This window comes from Mucilaginibacter sp., assembly GCF_025362475.1.
Classification (GTDB): domain Bacteria; phylum Bacteroidota; class Bacteroidia; order Sphingobacteriales; family Sphingobacteriaceae; genus Mucilaginibacter.
In genome coordinates this window covers 57,640-76,694 of the sequence record NZ_JANYGH010000001.1, presented here as the reverse complement: position 1 = coordinate 76,694, position 19,055 = coordinate 57,640, and the positions used below count along the sequence as shown (strand labels likewise).

General features: G+C 41.3%; 14 protein-coding genes. 11 read left to right on the top strand and 3 right to left on the bottom strand.

Going from position 1 to position 19,055, the window contains the following annotated elements; genetic code table 11:
• Nucleotides 1–87: 87 nt before the first annotated feature.
• The 11 genes from Q0R88_RS00355 to Q0R88_RS00305 all read left to right on the top strand — a co-directional run bounded on the left by Q0R88_RS00355 (nt 88) and on the right by Q0R88_RS00305 (nt 17,921).
• On the top strand, nt 88–2,640 hold the full coding sequence (locus tag Q0R88_RS00355) for a phosphocholine-specific phospholipase C (RefSeq protein ID WP_295711068.1): 2,553 nt from the start codon (nt 88–90) through the stop codon (nt 2,638–2,640).
• Nucleotides 2,641–2,854: 214 nt separating this feature from the next.
• Entirely contained in the window at nt 2,855–3,445 is a 591-nt protein-coding gene (locus tag Q0R88_RS00350) for an RNA polymerase sigma-70 factor (protein WP_295711067.1), read from the top strand.
• 140 nt (nt 3,446–3,585) lie between these two features.
• Nucleotides 3,586–5,304 carry a hypothetical protein gene (locus tag Q0R88_RS00345; RefSeq protein ID WP_295711064.1) on the top strand — a complete coding sequence of 573 codons (1,719 nt, stop codon included), beginning with the start codon at nt 3,586–3,588 and terminating at the stop codon, nt 5,302–5,304.
• 79 nt (nt 5,305–5,383) lie between these two features.
• Nucleotides 5,384–5,782 carry a hypothetical protein gene (locus Q0R88_RS00340; RefSeq protein ID WP_295711063.1) on the top strand — a complete coding sequence of 133 codons (399 nt, stop codon included), beginning with the start codon at nt 5,384–5,386 and terminating at the stop codon, nt 5,780–5,782.
• A 76-nt stretch (nt 5,783–5,858) separates the two neighbouring features.
• Nucleotides 5,859–8,039 (top strand): TonB-dependent receptor, encoded by a 2,181-nt coding sequence (locus Q0R88_RS00335; protein ID WP_295711062.1) that lies wholly within the window; start codon nt 5,859–5,861, stop codon nt 8,037–8,039.
• Between the two features lie 143 nt (nt 8,040–8,182).
• Nucleotides 8,183–9,142: a FecR family protein gene (locus Q0R88_RS00330; RefSeq protein ID WP_295711060.1), complete on the top strand. Its 960-nt coding sequence runs from the start codon at nt 8,183–8,185 to the stop codon at nt 9,140–9,142.
• Between the two features lie 204 nt (nt 9,143–9,346).
• Nucleotides 9,347–12,745 carry a TonB-dependent receptor gene (locus Q0R88_RS00325; protein WP_295711058.1) on the top strand — a complete coding sequence of 1,133 codons (3,399 nt, stop codon included), beginning with the start codon at nt 9,347–9,349 and terminating at the stop codon, nt 12,743–12,745.
• 10 nt (nt 12,746–12,755) lie between these two features.
• Nucleotides 12,756–14,387 (top strand): RagB/SusD family nutrient uptake outer membrane protein, encoded by a 1,632-nt coding sequence (locus Q0R88_RS00320; RefSeq protein ID WP_295711056.1) that lies wholly within the window; start codon nt 12,756–12,758, stop codon nt 14,385–14,387.
• 40 nt (nt 14,388–14,427) lie between these two features.
• Nucleotides 14,428–15,564: a SusE domain-containing protein gene (locus Q0R88_RS00315; RefSeq protein WP_295711053.1), complete on the top strand. Its 1,137-nt coding sequence runs from the start codon at nt 14,428–14,430 to the stop codon at nt 15,562–15,564.
• A 59-nt stretch (nt 15,565–15,623) separates the two neighbouring features.
• Nucleotides 15,624–16,784: a glycoside hydrolase family 76 protein gene (locus Q0R88_RS00310; protein ID WP_295711051.1), complete on the top strand. Its 1,161-nt coding sequence runs from the start codon at nt 15,624–15,626 to the stop codon at nt 16,782–16,784.
• A gap of 63 nt (nt 16,785–16,847) precedes the next feature.
• The gene (locus Q0R88_RS00305) at nt 16,848–17,921 is read left to right on the top strand and encodes a glycoside hydrolase family 76 protein (RefSeq protein WP_295711049.1); all 1,074 of its coding nucleotides are present in this window, start codon (nt 16,848–16,850) and stop codon (nt 17,919–17,921) included.
• A 65-nt stretch (nt 17,922–17,986) separates the two neighbouring features.
• Here the strand turns inward: Q0R88_RS00305 and Q0R88_RS00300 are convergent, their stop codons facing one another.
• Genes Q0R88_RS00300 through Q0R88_RS00290 form a run of 3 tightly spaced genes read right to left on the bottom strand, consistent with a single transcriptional unit; the run spans nt 17,987 to nt 18,925 of the window.
• Complete coding sequence (locus Q0R88_RS00300) at nt 17,987–18,238, bottom strand: hypothetical protein (protein ID WP_295711047.1); 252 nt, start codon at nt 18,236–18,238, stop codon at nt 17,987–17,989.
• Nucleotides 18,235–18,699, bottom strand: coding sequence for a lysozyme (locus tag Q0R88_RS00295; RefSeq protein ID WP_295711044.1), 465 nt, complete (start codon nt 18,697–18,699; stop codon nt 18,235–18,237). The genes Q0R88_RS00300 and Q0R88_RS00295 overlap by 4 nt, the downstream gene beginning before the upstream one ends.
• A complete protein-coding gene (locus Q0R88_RS00290; protein WP_295711042.1) occupies nt 18,686–18,925 on the bottom strand; it encodes a hypothetical protein in 240 nt (79 codons plus the stop codon). Before Q0R88_RS00290 ends, Q0R88_RS00295 begins: the two co-directional genes overlap by 14 nt.
• Between the last annotated feature and the right edge of the window lie 130 nt (nt 18,926–19,055).

Below are 19,055 nucleotides of genomic sequence, written 5' to 3'. Positions count from 1 at the left end.
ATAGTCCATGGACTAAATAAATATTATATTTTCATAAAAAAAAGCCATGGTCCATGGACTATCGACCATGGACTAAAATAAAAACTCATGCGTGATTCAAGGAGAGATTTTCTTAAAAAAGCGGCTTTATTAACAGGCGCGGCTGGTCTTGCCAGCGTTTTGCCCGAATCTATTCAAAAAGCGATGGCTATAAACCCGGCACCGGGCAGCACCTTTATGGATGCGGAGCATATCGTGATCCTGATGCAGGAAAATCGTTCGTTTGATCATACTTACGGTACGCTTAAAGGCGTAAGAGGATATAACGATCCACGGGCTATTGATCTGCCAAATAAAAATAAGGTATGGTTGCAATCAAATAATAAGGGCGAAACTTATGCGCCTTTTCGTTTGGATATTAAAGGTACCAAAGCTACCTGGATGTCGTCATTACCGCACTCCTGGGCCAACCAGGTTAATGCCCGTAACGATGGTAAATTTGATCAGTGGCTTAATGTAAAACAAAACAGCATTAAAGAGTACCGTCATATGCCTTTAACGCTTGGTTATTATAATCGTGAGGATCTGCCTTTTTACTACGCTCTTGCAGATGCATTTACGGTATGTGATCAGAATTTTTGCTCATCGCTTACCGGCACTAACCCCAACAGGTTATACTTTTGGAGTGGAACCATACGCGCCGAGCAGCATGAAAAATCCCTTGCCCATGTTTGGAATGATGATATGGATTATGGCACACTTAACTGGGCTACTTTTCCCGAGCGTTTAGAGGATCATGATATTTCATGGAAACATTATCAGAATGAGATAGCTATTGATACGGGTTTTGAAGGTGAAGAAGATCCATGGTTATCAAATTTTCAGGATAATCCGCTGGAGTTTTTTGGGCAGTACAATATCAAGCTTTATGATAAACATATAGCTCACCTGCAAAAAAGATCAACCCTATTGCCTGATGAGATAGCTGATGTTGAAAAGCAAATTGCAGCTTTACCTGCCGGTGATGCACATATTGATCATCTTAAAAAACAGCTTAAACAAAAGAAGCGCGATCTGGATAATATCAAAAAAGATATGGCCAGCCTTGATCCTGGTAAATTTGCCAAGCTATCGCAACGCGAAAAAAATCTGCATCAAAAAGGTTTTGTTACCAATACCAATGACCCGCATTATCGTACACTGGTAAATCTTAAGTATGATGATAACGGTACCGAACGGGAATTACTTGTACCAAAAGGTGATGTTTTGCATCAGTTTAGGGATGATGTAAAAAATGGAGCTTTGCCAACCGTTTCCTGGTTGTCGGCACCCGAAAACTTTTCCGATCATCCAAGCGCAGCCTGGTATGGTGCTTGGTATGTATCCGAGGTGATGGATATCCTGACCAAAAATCCCGAAGTATGGAAAAAAACAATTTTCATATTAGCTTATGATGAAAACGATGGATATTTTGACCACGTGCCTCCGTTTACAGCACCTCATCCACATAAAGAAGGAACCGGCAAAGTATCAAAAGGGATTGATACCAGTGTTGAATTTGTAACCCTTGAGCAGGAAAAAGCCCGCGAAAATTTCCCAGAGGTTTATGATCGTGAAAGTGCTATTGGTTTAGGCTATCGTGTGCCATTGGTTATAGCCTCGCCGTGGAGCAGGGGAGGTTGGGTTAACTCAGAAGTATTTGACCATACCTCGACTTTGCAGTTTTTGGAGAATTTTTTAAGCAAAAAGACAGGTAAGAAAGTGGCTGAGCCCAATATCAGCAATTGGCGCCGCACGGTTTGCGGTGATTTGACAACCGTTTTTCGCCCATATAATGGTGAAAAAATAGCTAACCCGGAGTTTGTTGCTAAAGATGCTTTTTACGAAAGTATCCACATGGCTAAGTTTAAAAAACTACCTACTTATAAACTGCTTACAGCCGATGAAATAGCCCTGATCAACACAGATTCGTATGCGTCTCCTTATATGCCGCAACAAGAAAAGGGCATTAAACCGTCATCAGCTTTGCCATACCAGCTTTATGCCGATGGTAAGTTAAGTGCCGATAAAAAGTCGTTCGAGATAAAATTTAATGCCAGCAACCATGCATTTGGTGATAAAGCTTTAGGCTCGCCATTTAACGTTTATGCGCCGGGTAAATATGCCAGCTTTAAAGATCCACAGCAAATGGAGCCTTTACGTACCTGGGCCTATGCCCTAACTGCGGGGGACAGCCTGACTGACGCATGGCCAATAAATGAGTTTGAAAATGGCGAATACCACCTGCGTGTTTACGGGCCAAATGGTTTTTTCCGGGAGTATAAAGGTAACACTACCGATCCGCTGGTTGAAGTTGCCTGTGAATATCAGGCTGTCGGCGGAAAGCTAAGTGGTAATATCGACCTAAAACTGGCTAATTTAAGCCATGATAAATCTTATACTGTTGAAATTATTGACCATGGTTATAAAACAAACAATCATAAAACTCTATTGAATAAAAAAGGCCAAAATTCGCTGGTGCTTAATCTGGCTAAAAGCCATGGATGGTATGATTTTAGCGTGAAAGTTGCCGGTAGTCACACTTTCGAAAAAAGGTATGCAGGCCGTGTTGAAACCGGTAAACACAGCTTTAGCGATCCTTTGATGGGAAAGGTGGTTTAGAAAATTATTTATCTTTTTACCAACCCGGCAGTTTTAATAAAACTGCTGGGTTTTGTTTTTTCTCCCCATAATACTATCAAGTTACGGTTCTACTTGCTCCAGGGGAGCATGTAGCTTTGTGGCCGAAATTTGCTTTAAACAAAAAAAGTTTTTTATTTAAAAATAATCTTGTAATTATGCCTATCCAATTCAGAAACCGTTTTACAGTCCATTTATGCTTCCAGGTAAGGAATATCAAATGTGGCCCGATGGTAAATTATTAGATTTACTAAGGCTGGATGACCGTGAGGCATTTGAATTGCTGTACAAAAGATATTCGTCAAGGCTATTCCATGCCGCTTACAACCTTTTCAGGGACCGCGATGTTTGCGAAGACCTGGTGCAGGAATTGTTTATTGATCTGTGGACAAAAAGAAATCAACTGAACATTACTTCGTTAGAGGCATACCTTAAAGTCGCTATCAGGAACCGGGTTATATACTATATCCGTACTAAAAAAGCCACGCTTGACCTGGATGTTGTTGAAGAACTGATTGAAAAATACACCGCCGACAGCAAATTACTGCAAAGCGACATCAGCCAGCTACTGGAAACCAATGTAGCCCGGCTGCCCGAAAAATGCCGCCAGATATTTACCCTGAGTCGTAAGGAATATTTATCTAACAAAGAGATCGCATCCCGCTTAAATATCTCCATAAAAACTGTCGAAAATCAAATCACCATAGCCTTACGCTATCTACGCACCGGGCTCACTGATTATTTGCCATCAGTTATCGCTTTGCTGATGGTGTATATGGCGAGGTAATGATAATTCCATCCAATGATATTTAAAAAACTATTGTTTAAATTTGTTTAATCAATATAAGCTTATAGTTTTTATCCAATTCCTAATTTAAATATTGCCGGTCGCCTGTTTATCGCTAACTTCTGTTTAAAAAGCTGAAAATGAAAAAGGTATCGCTATTTTCTGTATTCCCTGTAGTTTTAACAGGGATATGTTTGCTTGCATTCAAGGTACATATTTCATCGGGCGAAAAATCTATAAAAAAGATAACTGCTATTACCTGTGGATCATCTAATGCTGTTGAGGATATTGATACAACAGCAGGCGGTAAATACATGATAAAACTACCGGGATGGGGTGGGTACAACTACCCGATATCGACCCATAACGATAGTGCCCAATTTTACTTTAACCAGGGCTTAACCATGTATTATAGTTATCATATGAAGGAGGCGCTTGCATCATTCAAAGAGGCTACCCGGTTTGATCCCGCTTCGCCCATGGTTTATTGGGGCCAGGCATTAGCTATGGGGCCTTACTATAATGCAGTTAACCTGTACAAAGTGCCCAAGGGGGTATCTGCCGTTTTAAAGCAATTGAACGCGAAAGCAGCCAACTCGTCTGAAAAGGAAAGAGCTCTCATCAGGGTTATGAAGCTGCGGTACCCGGTATTGCAGGAACAAACTACCCATGATGAAAAGGCTTATGCGCAAAGTATGAGGAAGCTAATATCGGCGTACCCCGAAGACGCTGATATAAAAATGCTCTATATAGATGCCATGATGCTGATACATCCATGGGATTTTTGGACTACCGACGGATTGGCAAAAGAATGGACGCCAGAGTTGGTGGACTTATGTAAAGGTGTATTGAAAACAAAACCCGATAACCCCGCCGCCTTACATTATTATATTCACCTTACAGAGGCATCCCATAATCCCGAAGTGGCTATGGCGAGTGCTGAAGCGTTGAAAAGGCTTTTTCCGGACGTAGGACATATGGTGCATATGTCAAGCCATCTTTATCAACGAAACGGGCTGTATTTTCAGGGTGTGGACGCCAATGAAAAGGCGAGTAAAAGCGTTAGTTTATATGCCTCTATAGTTAAAAATGTACCCCTTGCCACCTCCGTGCCTCATATATATGCTGTGGAAACGTACTGTGCCTTTAGTGGAGGCATGTATGAAAAGGCGAGAGTAATTGCGCTGCGTTGCCGCAAAAGCATAAAGCCAACTGCCGAAGATAATTATGCCCAATATTTGTATATGATGCCGGTGCTTACGATGGTGCGCCTGGGTAAATGGGATGAAATATTGAAAGACGATAACCCACCGGATGCCAGTTGGACTTATGCACAAGTACTCAATAGCTTTGCAAAAGGCCTGGCCTTTATTTATACCGGCAAGCCAGACTCTGCCGAACGGCAGCTCGCGTTGATCCGTAGTAAAATTGATGCGCCGGTTTTAAAGATAAGAAACATTCCTTTTAATACCCCGTTGGACGGGGCAACCGTAGCGGAGAATATATTGGACGGCGCAATTTTATTAGCGCAAAACAAGTATGAAAGCGGTATAGCCAGTTTTAACAAAGCCATAGCAGCTGAAGATCGTATGATATACGCGGAGCCTTCTGAATGGCCTATCCCAGCGAGGCAGTTTTTAGGCGCTTATCTATTAAAAAACGATGATAATGTAAAGGCCGAGCAAGTTTACCGGGCCGATTTGGTGCGCAATCCTGGTAATGGCTGGTCGTTGCTGGGCTTATATCAAAGCCTTAAAGCACAAAACCATAAAGAAAAGCTTGCTTATTATAAGGCTGGGTTTCTTCGCTCATTTTCACATGCCGATGTGGTGCCGGCTACTTCGGTTTTTATGAATTGAAAGAGGAGGGCAGGTTTGCACTGTTAGTCTAATCGGCTCAAAGCTGAATTATGGCACAGTTTCATATATTTGTTTATAAATGTATAGGAAGATCATCTGTTATTTTTTAGCGAGCCTGTTTTTAACGGGTAGCGTGATGTTGCCATTAGGCGATTTCTCGTTGATGCGTGATATTCCGAAAATGTATCAGAATTATACAAAGATCACTTCCGGGGAAGAAATGGGGGTGATTGATTTTATCGGCGATTACCTGCTGTACGGTAAGCAGATCTTTGGGCATAACGAACATGATAAAGCGCCGGCGAAGGGATTGGATGTGCAGTTTCAGCACCAGGCCAGTCCGCTCAATGTAGTAGTTAGCCAGTTGCCTTTTACAGTGTTTTTTAATTATTTTTCAATTTTAACTCATCCATCATTTAACCAGGTGTTTTATACTTCCGATTATCGGAACACACTTTTCAGGCCTCCTCTTGCCTGATCATTATTAGCCAAGGTTTTATCGTACTATTTATTTATCCGCCTGCCATTATTATGTGCAGGCTCAATTCATATTTATGAAATTTTTTTTCATGCTGCTATTCGGTGTGCTATTATCTCAATGTACCATGGCGCAAAATACATTTAAGGCAAAAGTTGTTAATGATCAAACAAAAGTTACTCTAAAAGGCGCAACTGCCACTATACCAGGTCTAAAACTGACTATAAGTGCAGATACTGCAGGGCTAATTAATATTACCAATATTCCAAACGGGAGATTTCAGATTGAGATTGCGTATGTGGGCTTTGCTACAAGTACCAAAGTTTATAGTTTCCCGATGCGGGACGCAGATAAGGTTATCGAAGTAAGTCTTGAACCATCAACCGGCGAACTGGCCGAAGTAACAATTCAAACCACCCGGACTAATCAAAACCTAAAAGACGTACCCACGCGGATTGAAGCATTACCTTTGGAAGAACTGGACGAAAAAAGTATCATGAGGCCGGGTGATATTAAAATGCTGCTGGGCGAAGCCACCGGCATTCATGTACAGCAAACTTCGCCTGTAAGTGGCACGGCCAGTTTCCGTATCCAGGGGTTGGATAGCCGTTATACGCAATTGCTACAGGATGGAATGCCGCTTTACACTGGTTTTTCGGGTAATTTAAGTTTGTTACAAATTAGTCCGCTCAATTTAAAACAGGTTGAGTTTATAAAGGGTTCCGCATCAACTTTATACGGCGGAGGTGCAATTGCCGGCCTGGTAAACCTGATCAGTAAAGTACCTGAAAAAGAACCGGAACTTACGTTTTTGTTGAACGGCACGAGTGCGAGGGGCGCAGATGCAAGCGTTTTTTATGGTCAAAAATGGCAGCATATAGGGACAACAATATTCGGCTCTTATAACTATAATGGAGTTTTTAACCCATCGGATAATAGCTTTACGGCTATCCCGAAAACCAATCGCTTTTCAATAAATCCCAAAGTATTCTTGTATATGGATGATCATAATTTGGGTTGGTTCGGTGTAAACACCACTTATGAAAATCGTTTAGGTGGCGATTTGAAGGTAATAGATGGTAAGGCAGATGATGTTCATCAGTATTTTGAAAAGAATAAAACGTTCCGTTTTTCTACCCAATTGTCATTAACTCACAAGATAGACGAGGAAAGCCGCGTCAATTTTAAGAATACTGTAGGCTATTTTGACCGGCAATTGGGCCAACCGGGGTTCGATTTTAAAGCCCGGCAGCTATCCTCGTTCAGCGAATTAAGTTATGTGCGCAATGGCGAAAAGGCTTCCTGGGTTGCAGGTGCTAACCTGGTAACCGATCATTTTACGGCCGAACCGCCGCAAAATAATTTGAATTACAATTTGACCACGATAGGTGCGTTTGCACAAAACACCTATAAAGCCGCAAGTTGGTTTTCGCTGGAGACCGGGTTAAGGCTGGACGATAATACACCCGTACCTCATAAACCGGCCAGCGGACTTTTTTTCCTGCCAAGAATAAATGCCTTATTTAAGCTGACGGACCGTTTGACCAGCCGCATAGGTGGCGGATTGGGTTATAAAATGCCAAGCTTGTTTAATGATGAAAGTGAACGGGACGGTTATCAGCATATTCAGCCTTTAAATACAGGTAACACGCAGGCCGAACAATCTTACGGATTGAACGGCGATCTGAATTACCGTGGGGCATTAGGCGATGAGATATTTGTTAATATTAACCAGCTGGTATTTTATACCAAAGTGGATAAGCCACTGATTTTGCAAAACAATGCATTTATGAACGCCGCAGGCCATTTGATTACCAAGGGTGCGGAAACTAATATCAAGTTGGTTATGGATGAACTGGTGTTTTATCTGGGATATACCTATACCGATACCAAACGGTTTTTTAACGGGCTAACAGACATTCAGCCCCTGACTCCTAAAAACCAGTTCAGCTTCGATTCGACTTATGAAATTGAGGGCCGTTTTCGTTTTGGAGCCGAGAGCTTTTACACCGGCCGTCAACTATTAAGCGACGGTACTACAGGGAGAGGGTATATTACTTTTGGGTTATTGGCCCAAAAAATGTGGAAACACCTGGATGTTTTTATAAACGCTGAAAATTTGACCGACCAGCGTCAAACCAGGTGGGGCGCTATTTATTCGGGTAGTATAACAAGGCCCGATTTCAAGGATATTTATGCGCCCCTGGATGGTGTTGTGGTTAATGCCGGTATCCGCATTAAATTATTAAACAAGTAACTGAAAAAGCCAACCCTTTGCAAAACAGGGTTGGCTTTTAATTAGTTTGTTAAAAGACAAAGAATTTCGAAAAAAAATCTAAAAAAAACTTTCAACTTCTTTGGGGGGTAGGGCTGGTTCAATGCATCCTGCATATATAAACCATGAGAAAGTTTAATTTCAGGAAAAAACATATCACCGCTAAGGACCAATCTTTGCAGGAGGAAATTGTAAATCAATATTTTGATAAGCTGGATTTGGGCAATGTGCCCGAAGTAAGCGATCATGGTGTTGAATTTAGAAGCGATGAGATATACAATCGCATAACCGCTCAAATTGATGGTGGTGGCAAAACTAAGAGCTTTAAAAAGCAATGGCTTGTTGCTGCTTCACTGCTTGCCGGTTTATGCTTCTCGGCATACATCTTCCGTAATAATATTCTCGATTTAGTTTCTCCAATTGCAAGTAAACAGATAGCGGCTATTAACGGTAAAATGATAAATATAACGCTTGCCGATGGTACCAAAGTTTGGCTCAATGGCGGCAGTAAGCTAACCTATCCCGAAAAATTCCGCGGGGATAAAAGAGAAATTACACTTGTGGGTGAGGCGTTTTTAGATGTAGCTCATGATGCACAAAAATCATTCATTGTACATACCGGTGCAATCCGCACGCAGGTTTTGGGTACAAGTTTTAATGTGAAAGCCTATCCCGAAGATCATGTTGTAAAAGTGGATGTTTTAACCGGTAAAGTGGGTGTTATTGGTGCATCCAATAATGCAAAAAGATCGCAAACCATTTTTCTAACTCCTGCCGAGGAGGTGGTATTTAACACACATAACAATCTGGCCGTTAAAAAAGTGATGGTTGATGTAAATGCGCTTACAGCCTGGAGAAACGGCGAACTGGTATTTAAAAATATGCCATTGCCCGAAGTGTTAAATACTATTGAACACCGCTTCAATGTAAAAATTAATGCCGATTTGAATTTGGTGAGATGTTCTATCTCGGCCAACTTCACCAATGTGTCCCTGGTAAATATCATGAAGATCATGTCAAAGCTGGTGAAAGGTAAAGCTATACAAGAGGGAACCGGCTACCGCCTGAGGGGTAAAGGCTGTTAAAATAAACCAATTTATAAAGTATATAATCAATTATTAACTAACCTAAATTAAAAAAGAATGATGACATAAATACATAAAAAAACCCTGATCAAAGGGATTTGAACAGGGCTGCTTAAAATGCCAGGTTAATAATAAGTGCAACGTTTCGAGGTCCAATTCAGAACAAAGCACTTTAATTTCAAACACTTTAATTATCTCAAATCTATGAATATATCTCTATTTTCAAATGGAGTAGTTCGTTATGTATTAATATTAATGAAATTTACCTCGCTCGCCTGCTTTGTTGTTTGCTTTATGTGCCTGTCGGCCGTTGCAAATGATTCATTTGGCCAGAAATTTTTAGAGGTATCGGTTACGCTAAAGTTTAAAAATGTAAAGCTTACTGATGCTCTTGATAAAATTTCGGCCGATAAACATATAAAATTTGCTTACGCAGATAATGTATTGAAGCCGGATTTCAGGGTGAGCTTGAATGCCAAAAATAAAAGCGTCAAAGAGGTGCTTAATGAGGTCTTAACTCCATTTAACCTCAGCTACAAAATTATTGATGATGTAGTTGTTATTGATGAAAAAACCGAACCGGAAAGCAATCCCGGTGGTATACAGAATGCTCGGCCGGTTGCCATTAAAATAACGGGTAAGGTAACCGACGAAAGTAACCTGCCTTTCCCTGGTGTTGGTGTAAAAATAAAGGGAACCACAAACGGCACCATAACCAATATCGATGGAGTATTCACTTTGAATAATGTTGGCAGTGATGATATACTGGTATTCAGTTTTATAGGCTACACACCCAGGGAAGTGCCTGTAAATAATCAAACTACAATAAATATAAAGCTATCACCAGAGCGTACTTCCTTAAACGAAGTTGTTGTGGTTGGTTACGGTACACAAAAACGGGCTAATATCATTGGCGCAGTTGATCAAATCTCATCAAAAGCAATCGAGGGCAAGCCATCTATCAATTTAACCCAGGCTTTGCAGGGAACATCCCCCAATCTGATCATTCAGCAAAACAACTCCGAGCCAGGAGCCTATGCAAATATCAATATCCGTGGTGTAAGCACGTTAGGTAATAATAGCCCCCTGGTGGTAATTGACGGTATAACCGGAGGCGATATCAATTTGCTTAATCCGCAGGATATTGAAAGCGTATCCATACTGAAAGATGCGGGAAGTGCGGCCATTTACGGCTCGCGCTCTGCAAATGGTGTTATATTGGTTACTACTAAAAAAGGGAAGAAAAATTCAAATACGCAATTGACCTACAATGGGCAGGCCGGTGTACAGGAACCTCATGTAGGGTATAAGCCGGTGCACAGTTATGAAAACGCCATCCTGAGGAACGAGGCTGTTGTGAACGCCGGTTTACAACCTATCTACAGCCCCCAGGACATTCGCAATTTTCAGCAGCAGGGAGATAATCAATGGTTCCTGGATGCTATTTTGAAAAATGCCGTATTACAAAACCACAACCTGGCTTTAACTGGGGGGAATGCCACTTCATCGTACCTGGTGTCGGCAGGGGTTACTGATCAGCGTAGCAATTTAGTAGGACCTGATTATGGTTTGCGTCGCTATAATTATCGTATTAATTTAAGTAGCGAGTATGGTAAGTTGAAGCTTACAAGTATTTTATCATACTCGCGCACCGAAATAAAGGAACACTCCTACAATACATCAACCTTAATAGTTGATGCCGGCAGAACACCCACTTATTACAAAATAAAAGATGACCAGGGCCGGTATTTGACCAATGATGTATTAACAGAGTTTAACCCGCTGGGAATATTAGAAGCAGGTGGTTACCGCAAGCGGGACAACGATAATATTTTTGGCAATTTAAATGCCGAACTATCCGTAACTAAGGATTTTAAGTTGAAAGGTGTTTTTGGTGGTACGCTATTGGCAAATCACATGTTTGGGAGGGTAATAGAGGTTGATTATTTCCCTAAAGGAACTTATGGTGCCGATAGGAATACTGATGACGAGAACAACAAAAATCTATTCCTCAACACGCAGGTATTGGCACAGTATACCAAAACATTCAATAAATCGCATAATGTTGATGTGCTGGTAGGTGTTGCTAACGAATCAACCACTAATCAAAGCAATTACCTGCATCTAAAATACACCGATCCTGAATTGGGTACGCCGGTAACAGGTACAATTATAGATCCATCATCATCAGCAACAAATAATAATACTACCGAAAGTAGTCTTAATTCTGTTTTTGGGCGCGCAACCTATAATTTTCAGAATAAAATTTATGGCGAGTTTGATTTCAGGATAGATGCTTCCTCAAAATTCAATACGCAAAACCGCAATGCTTTTTTTCCATCAGGATCTGTTGGATACAGGCTTACTGAGGAAAACTTTATGCAGAACTATCGCGATAATTATGGCGATCTGAAATTAAGGGCGTCATACGGTATATTGGGCAATCAAAATGTTGGCGATTACCAATATCAGCGTACTTATGGGCCATTCCAGAATGCGTATGGGTTTAATAACTCAGGTGTAGGTGGTACTGAGATCAAATTTGCCAATCCCGATATTCGTTGGGAGCGAGCTGCAACATTGAATATAGGTGTTGATGCCGGGTTCCTGAAAAATACATTGAATATTGCGGTTGATTATTTTAATAAAGAGACGAGAGATATTTTATTGCCACCAATAGTGCCTGGTGTTTATGGTGCCCAGGTACCTGATTATAACGCAGGTAAAGTTCAAAACCGCGGATGGGAACTTACTGTAAATTACCGTTTATCCGGTAAAAACTTCAACCACTCTTTCTCCTTCAACGTAGCCGATACCAAAAACAAAGTATTATATCTTGAAGGTGGCGATCAGATAAAATCCTACGATGAATTGCAGTTGATTAATAAAGTTGGTTTGCCAATTGGCTCATATGTTGGGTTAAAACGCGATGGCTATTTCCAAAACCTGAATGATATTGTTAACGGGCCAAAACCTGCCGGTTTAACTGTTTCGCCAGGTGATAACCGTTACGTGGATGTTAATAAGGATGGTGTAATTGACGATAACGACAGGTTTGTTTTAGGTAACGGTTTTCCCCGTTTAACTTTTGGGTTTACCTATAATGTCACATACAAAAATTTCGATTTTAACCTGTTTATGCAGGGGGTAGGTAAACGCAGCATGTTTGTACGTGGTGAGCAGGTGGAACCATTCCACTTTAATTACTCCCAGGTGATCTATCAGCACCAGCTGGACTACTGGACTCCTCAAAATCCTGATGCCCGTTATCCGCGCCTTGCCGCGGCAGGTAGCCAGTCGAATACCAACAACTTCAGGCGGGGATCTGATATGTACATTTTTGACGGCTCATACCTGCGCGTTAAAAACGTGACTTTGGGATATTCATTACCGCAAAGTATTGCTAAGGCAATAGGTATGCATAAGGTTAGGGCTTATGTGTCAGGTCAAAATATTCTCACTTTCTCAGGTATGAAATTCCTTGACCCTGAATCAACTGAGCTTACCAGTAACGCCAATGTACCGCAAGGTGGCGGTGCTAATAGCGGCAGGTCTTACCCTACGCCGATATATTACGGGTTTGGTATTGATGTAACATTATAATTTATTATACATGAAGAAATTAAAAACATATAGAACCGTGTTTTTTATGGCCCTGGTAACTGTTATAGTTTCGGCCTGTAAAAAACTCGATCTGGCACCTGTAAATAAGTTTACCGATGCCAATTTCTGGACAACCACAGCAAAAGCGAGCAGCGTATTAAATACAGCCTATTCACAAATGTTCCGCAGTGATTATTTCTTTTATAACGAGGGAGCATCAGATAATGCTTACAATGGTAGGGGAGATGCCAATGGAGTAGCATCGCTTGCTGCAGGAACATATGACGCATCTCTTGGCCGCATAAAAGAGGAGTGGGGTTATCATTATACTGGCATAAAAACCTGTAATATATTCCTGGAGAATGTTGATAAGGTAACCGCTATGGATGCGGGACTTAAAAGCAGGATGAAAGCCGAGGCTCGGTTTATTCGTGCTTACCATTACTTTCAGTTGGCTACCTGGTTTGGTGATGTGCCTTTGTTTGATAAGGATATATCCATAAGCGATTCAAAGACGATTGCCCGCACACCAAAAGCGCAGGTAATTGATTTTGTGTTAAAAGAACTTGATGACGCTGCTGCTACACTACCTGTTAACACTGCATATGCCGCTGCGGATAGAGGGCGTATTACAAAGGGGGCCGCCATTGCACTAAAAGCAAGGGTATACCTTTACGATAGCCGTTGGCAGGATGTTGCAAATACCTGCGAAAAACTGATCAACGATAATACCAATGGTACTTACAGCCTGTTTCCATCATACGAGGGATTGTTTTTGGCAGAAAACGAGTATAACAGTGAAGTTATTTTTGACCTGGAGTTTGTACCACTTATTAAAACATACAGCCAGTTTTTTGATTTTGCACCATTGGCAGTTGGCGCCCGCTTAAATGCGCTTGCACCAACCCAGGAACTGGTTGATAGTTACCTGATGACCAATGGGAAAAAGATAGGGGATTCAGGATCTGGGTATAACGAAGACAATCCATACGTAAATCGCGATCCGAGGATGACCAATACGGTGGTTTACAATTTATATCGTTGGAAAAAGCCTGATAACTCGATACAGACAATCTATACCAAGCCGGGATCCGATCCTGGTACAGATAAATTGGACGAGTATGCACCAGGTAAAGTAAGCTCGCCAACAGGTTATTACATCCGCAAATATTACGACCCTACATCTGCCGTAAATTTCCAGTCGGGTTTAAATCTGATTCTGATCCGTTATGCCGATGTACTGCTGATGTACGCCGAGGCTAAAAATGAACTTGGCCAGCTTGATGCCGGAGTATGGGATAAAACCATAAAACCAATCCGCTCACGGGCCGGATTTACTGATCCTGCTGCGCTCAACTTTAGTGGTGCTGCCCAGACCGATTTACGCAACACCGTTCGTAATGAGCGTCGTGTTGAACTGGCAATGGAAGGACTGCGCATATTTGATATCCGCCGATGGAAAACCGCCGAAGTAGTATTGAATGGCTGGGCACATGGTGCAAGATTTGGTCCGCTGTCTGTAGATAACGGTTACATAAGAGCCAACCTGCGCAGCTTTGATAAAAGCAAAGCGTATTTATGGCCTGTTCCGCGCGATGAGCGAGCCGTTGATCCAAATCTTACACAAAATCCGGGTTGGTAGTTCAATAATTATTTATAAAAACTTATAATCAATTAAGATCATGAAAAAAATTACTTTCTGCCTGATGGCGGGCATATTGGCACTAATAATTGTATCGGGTTGCAAAAAAGATAAAACCCTTCAACATACACAGGTATCGGCAGTAAATAACTTTTTTGCGCCGGCCGATAACAAATTCCTGAAACTTGAACCGGCTTCTGGTTCAGCATCATTTGAATGGGAGCAGGCACAAGCCGAAGATAACGGGCCTGTGATGTACGAAGTTGCTTTTGATAAAGCTGCGGGCGATTTTTCAAAGCCGATATACACCATGCCATCAGATGGTAATGGCTTGTATAATAAACTAACCATCTCATTTAAGGATCTGAACAAAATTGCCGACCTGGCAGGTATTCAACCACAAGAAACCGGTAAAATAAAATGGACGGTAATGTCGTCTAAAGGTATTAACGTTAAAAAAAGCAGCCTGTCGCGCACTATTGAGGTGCAGCGTGCCGCCGGGTTCAGCGAAATTCCTGCCGATCTGTATTTAACAGGAACGGCTACCGAAGGAGGCGACGACCTGGGCAAAGCAGTGCATTTAAAACAAACATCAACCGGTGTTTTTGAAGCATATACCTCTTTAAAGGCCGGAGTATACCATTTTGCAGAGCGCAATACAGGTACCCCTGCAACTTACTCAAATGACGGTGTTAAATTGTTAAAGGACGGCAGCACTACAGTTACTGGCGATACAAAAGTTGAGAAAATAGTGGTTGACTTCACAACCGCTTCAACATCAATGACACAAATAGTATCAGTAGGTTTATGGTTTGCTGCCGATAATAAAATCTGGTTTAATTTGCCATACGTTGGTAACAGTAGTTGGGAAATTGACAATGCATCCATCGTTTTCCACCAGGAATCATGGGGCAGAGATGAGCGGTACAAGTTTATGTACACCCTTAAAGATGCTGCCGGTGTAACTTCAACGCAGTATTATGGCAGCACCAATTCAGATAATAATGCAGCTACCTCAACCACCGCAGCTTCATATTATTTTATGGTGCCGGTTAACAATTCACAGTATGATTACTGCTTTAAATTTAATCACGCTGCCGATAATGGTAAAGCCGATATTAAGGTTATCTGGAGTGCGGATGTACCTGCGTATACCCATTTAGTTACCGTTAAGTAATAAATAAATTTATCAGTTGTGTGCCGGTAGTAATCGGCACACAATTTAAAACACAATTTATGAAGATCATAACTCACAATATAAAGAGCACGGCATGCGCGGCGTTAATTCCGCTGATGCTTACCTCGTGTTTAAAGGATAAGCCTTTTCCCCTTTACCCCAACAAGCAAACAGCGACGGTTGATTATAAGTTTGCCGCAACTGCCGATTCATTACAAGATAAAACATACAGTACCTATTTATCATCAAACGGAAATTATTTTAAACAGGATAATGCCGGCAACACCAACTATAACTACTGGCCCCAGGCGCATACTCTTGATGTTTTTACCGATGCTTATTTGAGAACCAAAAATGAGGTTTACAAACAACGGATGAAATCATTGCTTAATGGTACGCGCATTACTAACGGTAATAAATATCAAAACGAATATTATGATGATATGGAATGGCTGGCCCTGGCAAGCCTCCGCGCTTACGAAGCCACAAATGATAACGACTACCTGGACGCGGCTAACACATTATGGACCGATATTAAAACCGGCCAAAACAACAACCAGGGTGGTGGTATAGCCTGGCGTAAATCGCAGCTGGATTACAAAAACACGCCCGCCAATGCGCCTGCTGTTATATTTGCCTGCCGCCTTTATGCCCTAAAAAAGAATGATGCAGATCTTACTTTAGCCAAAAATATTTACACCTGGCTCAATGCTACTTTGGTTGATCCGGCAAGTGGTATCATCTGGGATGGTATAAATGGCAATCACGATGGGCTAATCAGCAAAAATAAATTTACCTATAACCAGGGTGTTTACATTGGCGCCGCGTTGGCGCTTTATAAGGTAACTAATAATGCCGACTACCTTGCCGATGCCGTACGTAATGCAATTGCTACTATTAATGATACTGATATATCTCCCGGCGGGTTACTAAAATCAGAAGGGCAGGGCGATGGCGGTTTGTTTAAAGGGATCCTGGTTAGGTACCTTACTTTATTAATTGAAGAACCCGCCGTTAGTACAGCTGATCGCGATGCTTATGTTAAATTTTTGAAATATAACGCGCAAACATTATATACCAAGGGCATTAGTCGCCCAGCGCTTTTTGTAAGTCCTGATTGGAAAAGTCTGCCGTCGGGAACTACCGACCTTACCACCCAATTAAGCGGTGTAATGATGATAGAAGCCGCAGCTGTTTTAAAAGCCGACGGTAAATTTTAAATTTGGAATATCTTCCGGGGTTTGCATACTCCCGGAAGATATTTAACTGATCCTATACCTGCTATGAAAAACACCACACTAACTTTAATTATCTGCCTTTCCATTATTTTAAATGCTGGGGCCCAAACTGCTACCGATTACAAAAGCCGTATCGCCATCATCAATAAAAATATCTATGATAAGTTTTACGACAAAAAAAGCGGCCTATATTTGGAAACAAATGATTCATTAGCCAACAGAGGAAATCATTCGTTTTTGTGGCCTTTGTGTGCATTGGTGCAGGCCGCAAATGAAATGGAAGCAGGCCAACCCTCAAAAAATTATATAGCCCCGGTTATGAAGGCCATTGATCAGTATTATTCTGCAAAACCGCCTGTACCGGGCTACCAGGCTATGGTAACTAAAGAAAAAGTTGATTCCCGTTTTTATGATGATAATGAATGGGTTGCTATTGCTTTAATGGATGCTTATGCCCGTAACCATAAAAAAGAATACCTTAATAAATCCGAAATGATATACCGTTTCCTGTTATCTGGTCATGATAACGTTGGCGGCGGCGGCTTTTATTGGGTTGAGGGAAACAAAAAGGGAAAGAACACCTGTTCAAATGGCCCGGGGGTATTGGTTGCTTTACAGTTATACCTGGCTACCCATAAAAAAGCTTACCTGGATACCGCAATTGTTACTTACAATTGGACAAAGCAACACTTGTTGTCGTCTAATGGAGTTTATTATGACGCCATAAGAGTGCCGTCTATGACGGTCGACTCTGCTTATTATACTTATAATGCTGGGACGATGTTACAATCAGGAGTTATATTATATAACATAACCAAAGATAAAAAGTATCTTAACGATGCACATGGTGTAGCCAAGGCTGCCGAAAGACATTTTTATAAAAATGGCAGATTACCCGGTAACTACTGGTTTAATGCGGTATTATTGCGTGGCTATATAGAATTGTATAAGGTTGATAAAAACAAGGTTCAGCTGCAGTTTATGATTGATGATGCCAACCGCACCTGGGCCGAAGAAAAAGACGATCAAAACTTATTAGGCCCCAAAAAAGCAAAAGCATTAATTGACCAGGCTGCTATGCTGGAGATCTATTCAAGGCTGGATAACCTGAAGTTTTAAATTAGTTTGTGGCGAATAGGTTCATTTTTGGTAAAAAATGAACCTATTTTAATTTTATGTCAATTTTAGGATTTTTTACTGTCTTTCAATTCTCTTACCTCCTGTTGTAAAATAGTCACCTCGCCCTCAAGAACTTTCAGCCTTATTTCGTTGACGCGATTTTGAGTTTCTTGGGTAGACCGTACATCTTTTATATCGCCCTTTAGCTGGAAATAAGTAGTCATAACTGATACGACAATACTTATTGTACTAATGATTGTTACCGTAATGTTTTTAAGGGTAATTCCCCTTATTTCGTGTTGTTCAAGCGTTGTCATAGCTGTTTAAATAAATTACTTTCCTTGGTTCGGCGTTTTGTTAAAGTATCACAAACTACTTTTTTACCGGTATGCGGATCTGTGATCTTATTCCAGGCAGAAAAGCAGTCAGCTGCAGCGGCATAATCTTTAACATTGAGCTTTTTTAATAAGGTAGATTGTTTTAATGCACCGGTGCCTTCATTGTAAGTAAAGGATACCAACGCATCGAATTGATTTTGAGTAAGCGGCACCAGTACAAATTTGTTTACTGCGGTTTCGTACTGGCTAAGAGTGATGCTAAAAAGCTCATCTGCCTGTTTTTTGTCAATCGGCTTGTCGGTAGCCTTTACAGTATTACCATCAGCATAACTGGTAGATCCGTATCCAATTGTCCAAATACCGGCTACGTCTTTGTATGGGTGTGGTACTAAACCTTCAAACTCTTTAATCAGTTTAGCTCCGTTATTACTTAGTTTCATTGGAGCTTGTATTACCAGGTTCAGTTTGTTTTACCGCAAACTGGGCAACAGCGGCAACGGTAGTGCCGACCGTAGCCATTACGGCTGTGATGGCTACGGGTATAATTCCAATTCCTGTTAATGAAATTGAAAGCGTTACCAATCCTGCACCTAAAATTTGTACTTTCTTAAAAAATGAGGGCGTATCACTGGTGATACGTTGCCATAACGTGTATTTTTTTTCCATGATTTTTATTTTTTTAGCGGTATGAGCTTGGGTGGAATAATGGGCTATACCTTGTTTTAGTGACTTTTGATGTTTTTGGGGCGGGTGTATAAAAAGAAGTTACATTTACGCAAGGCTATACGGTGGTTGT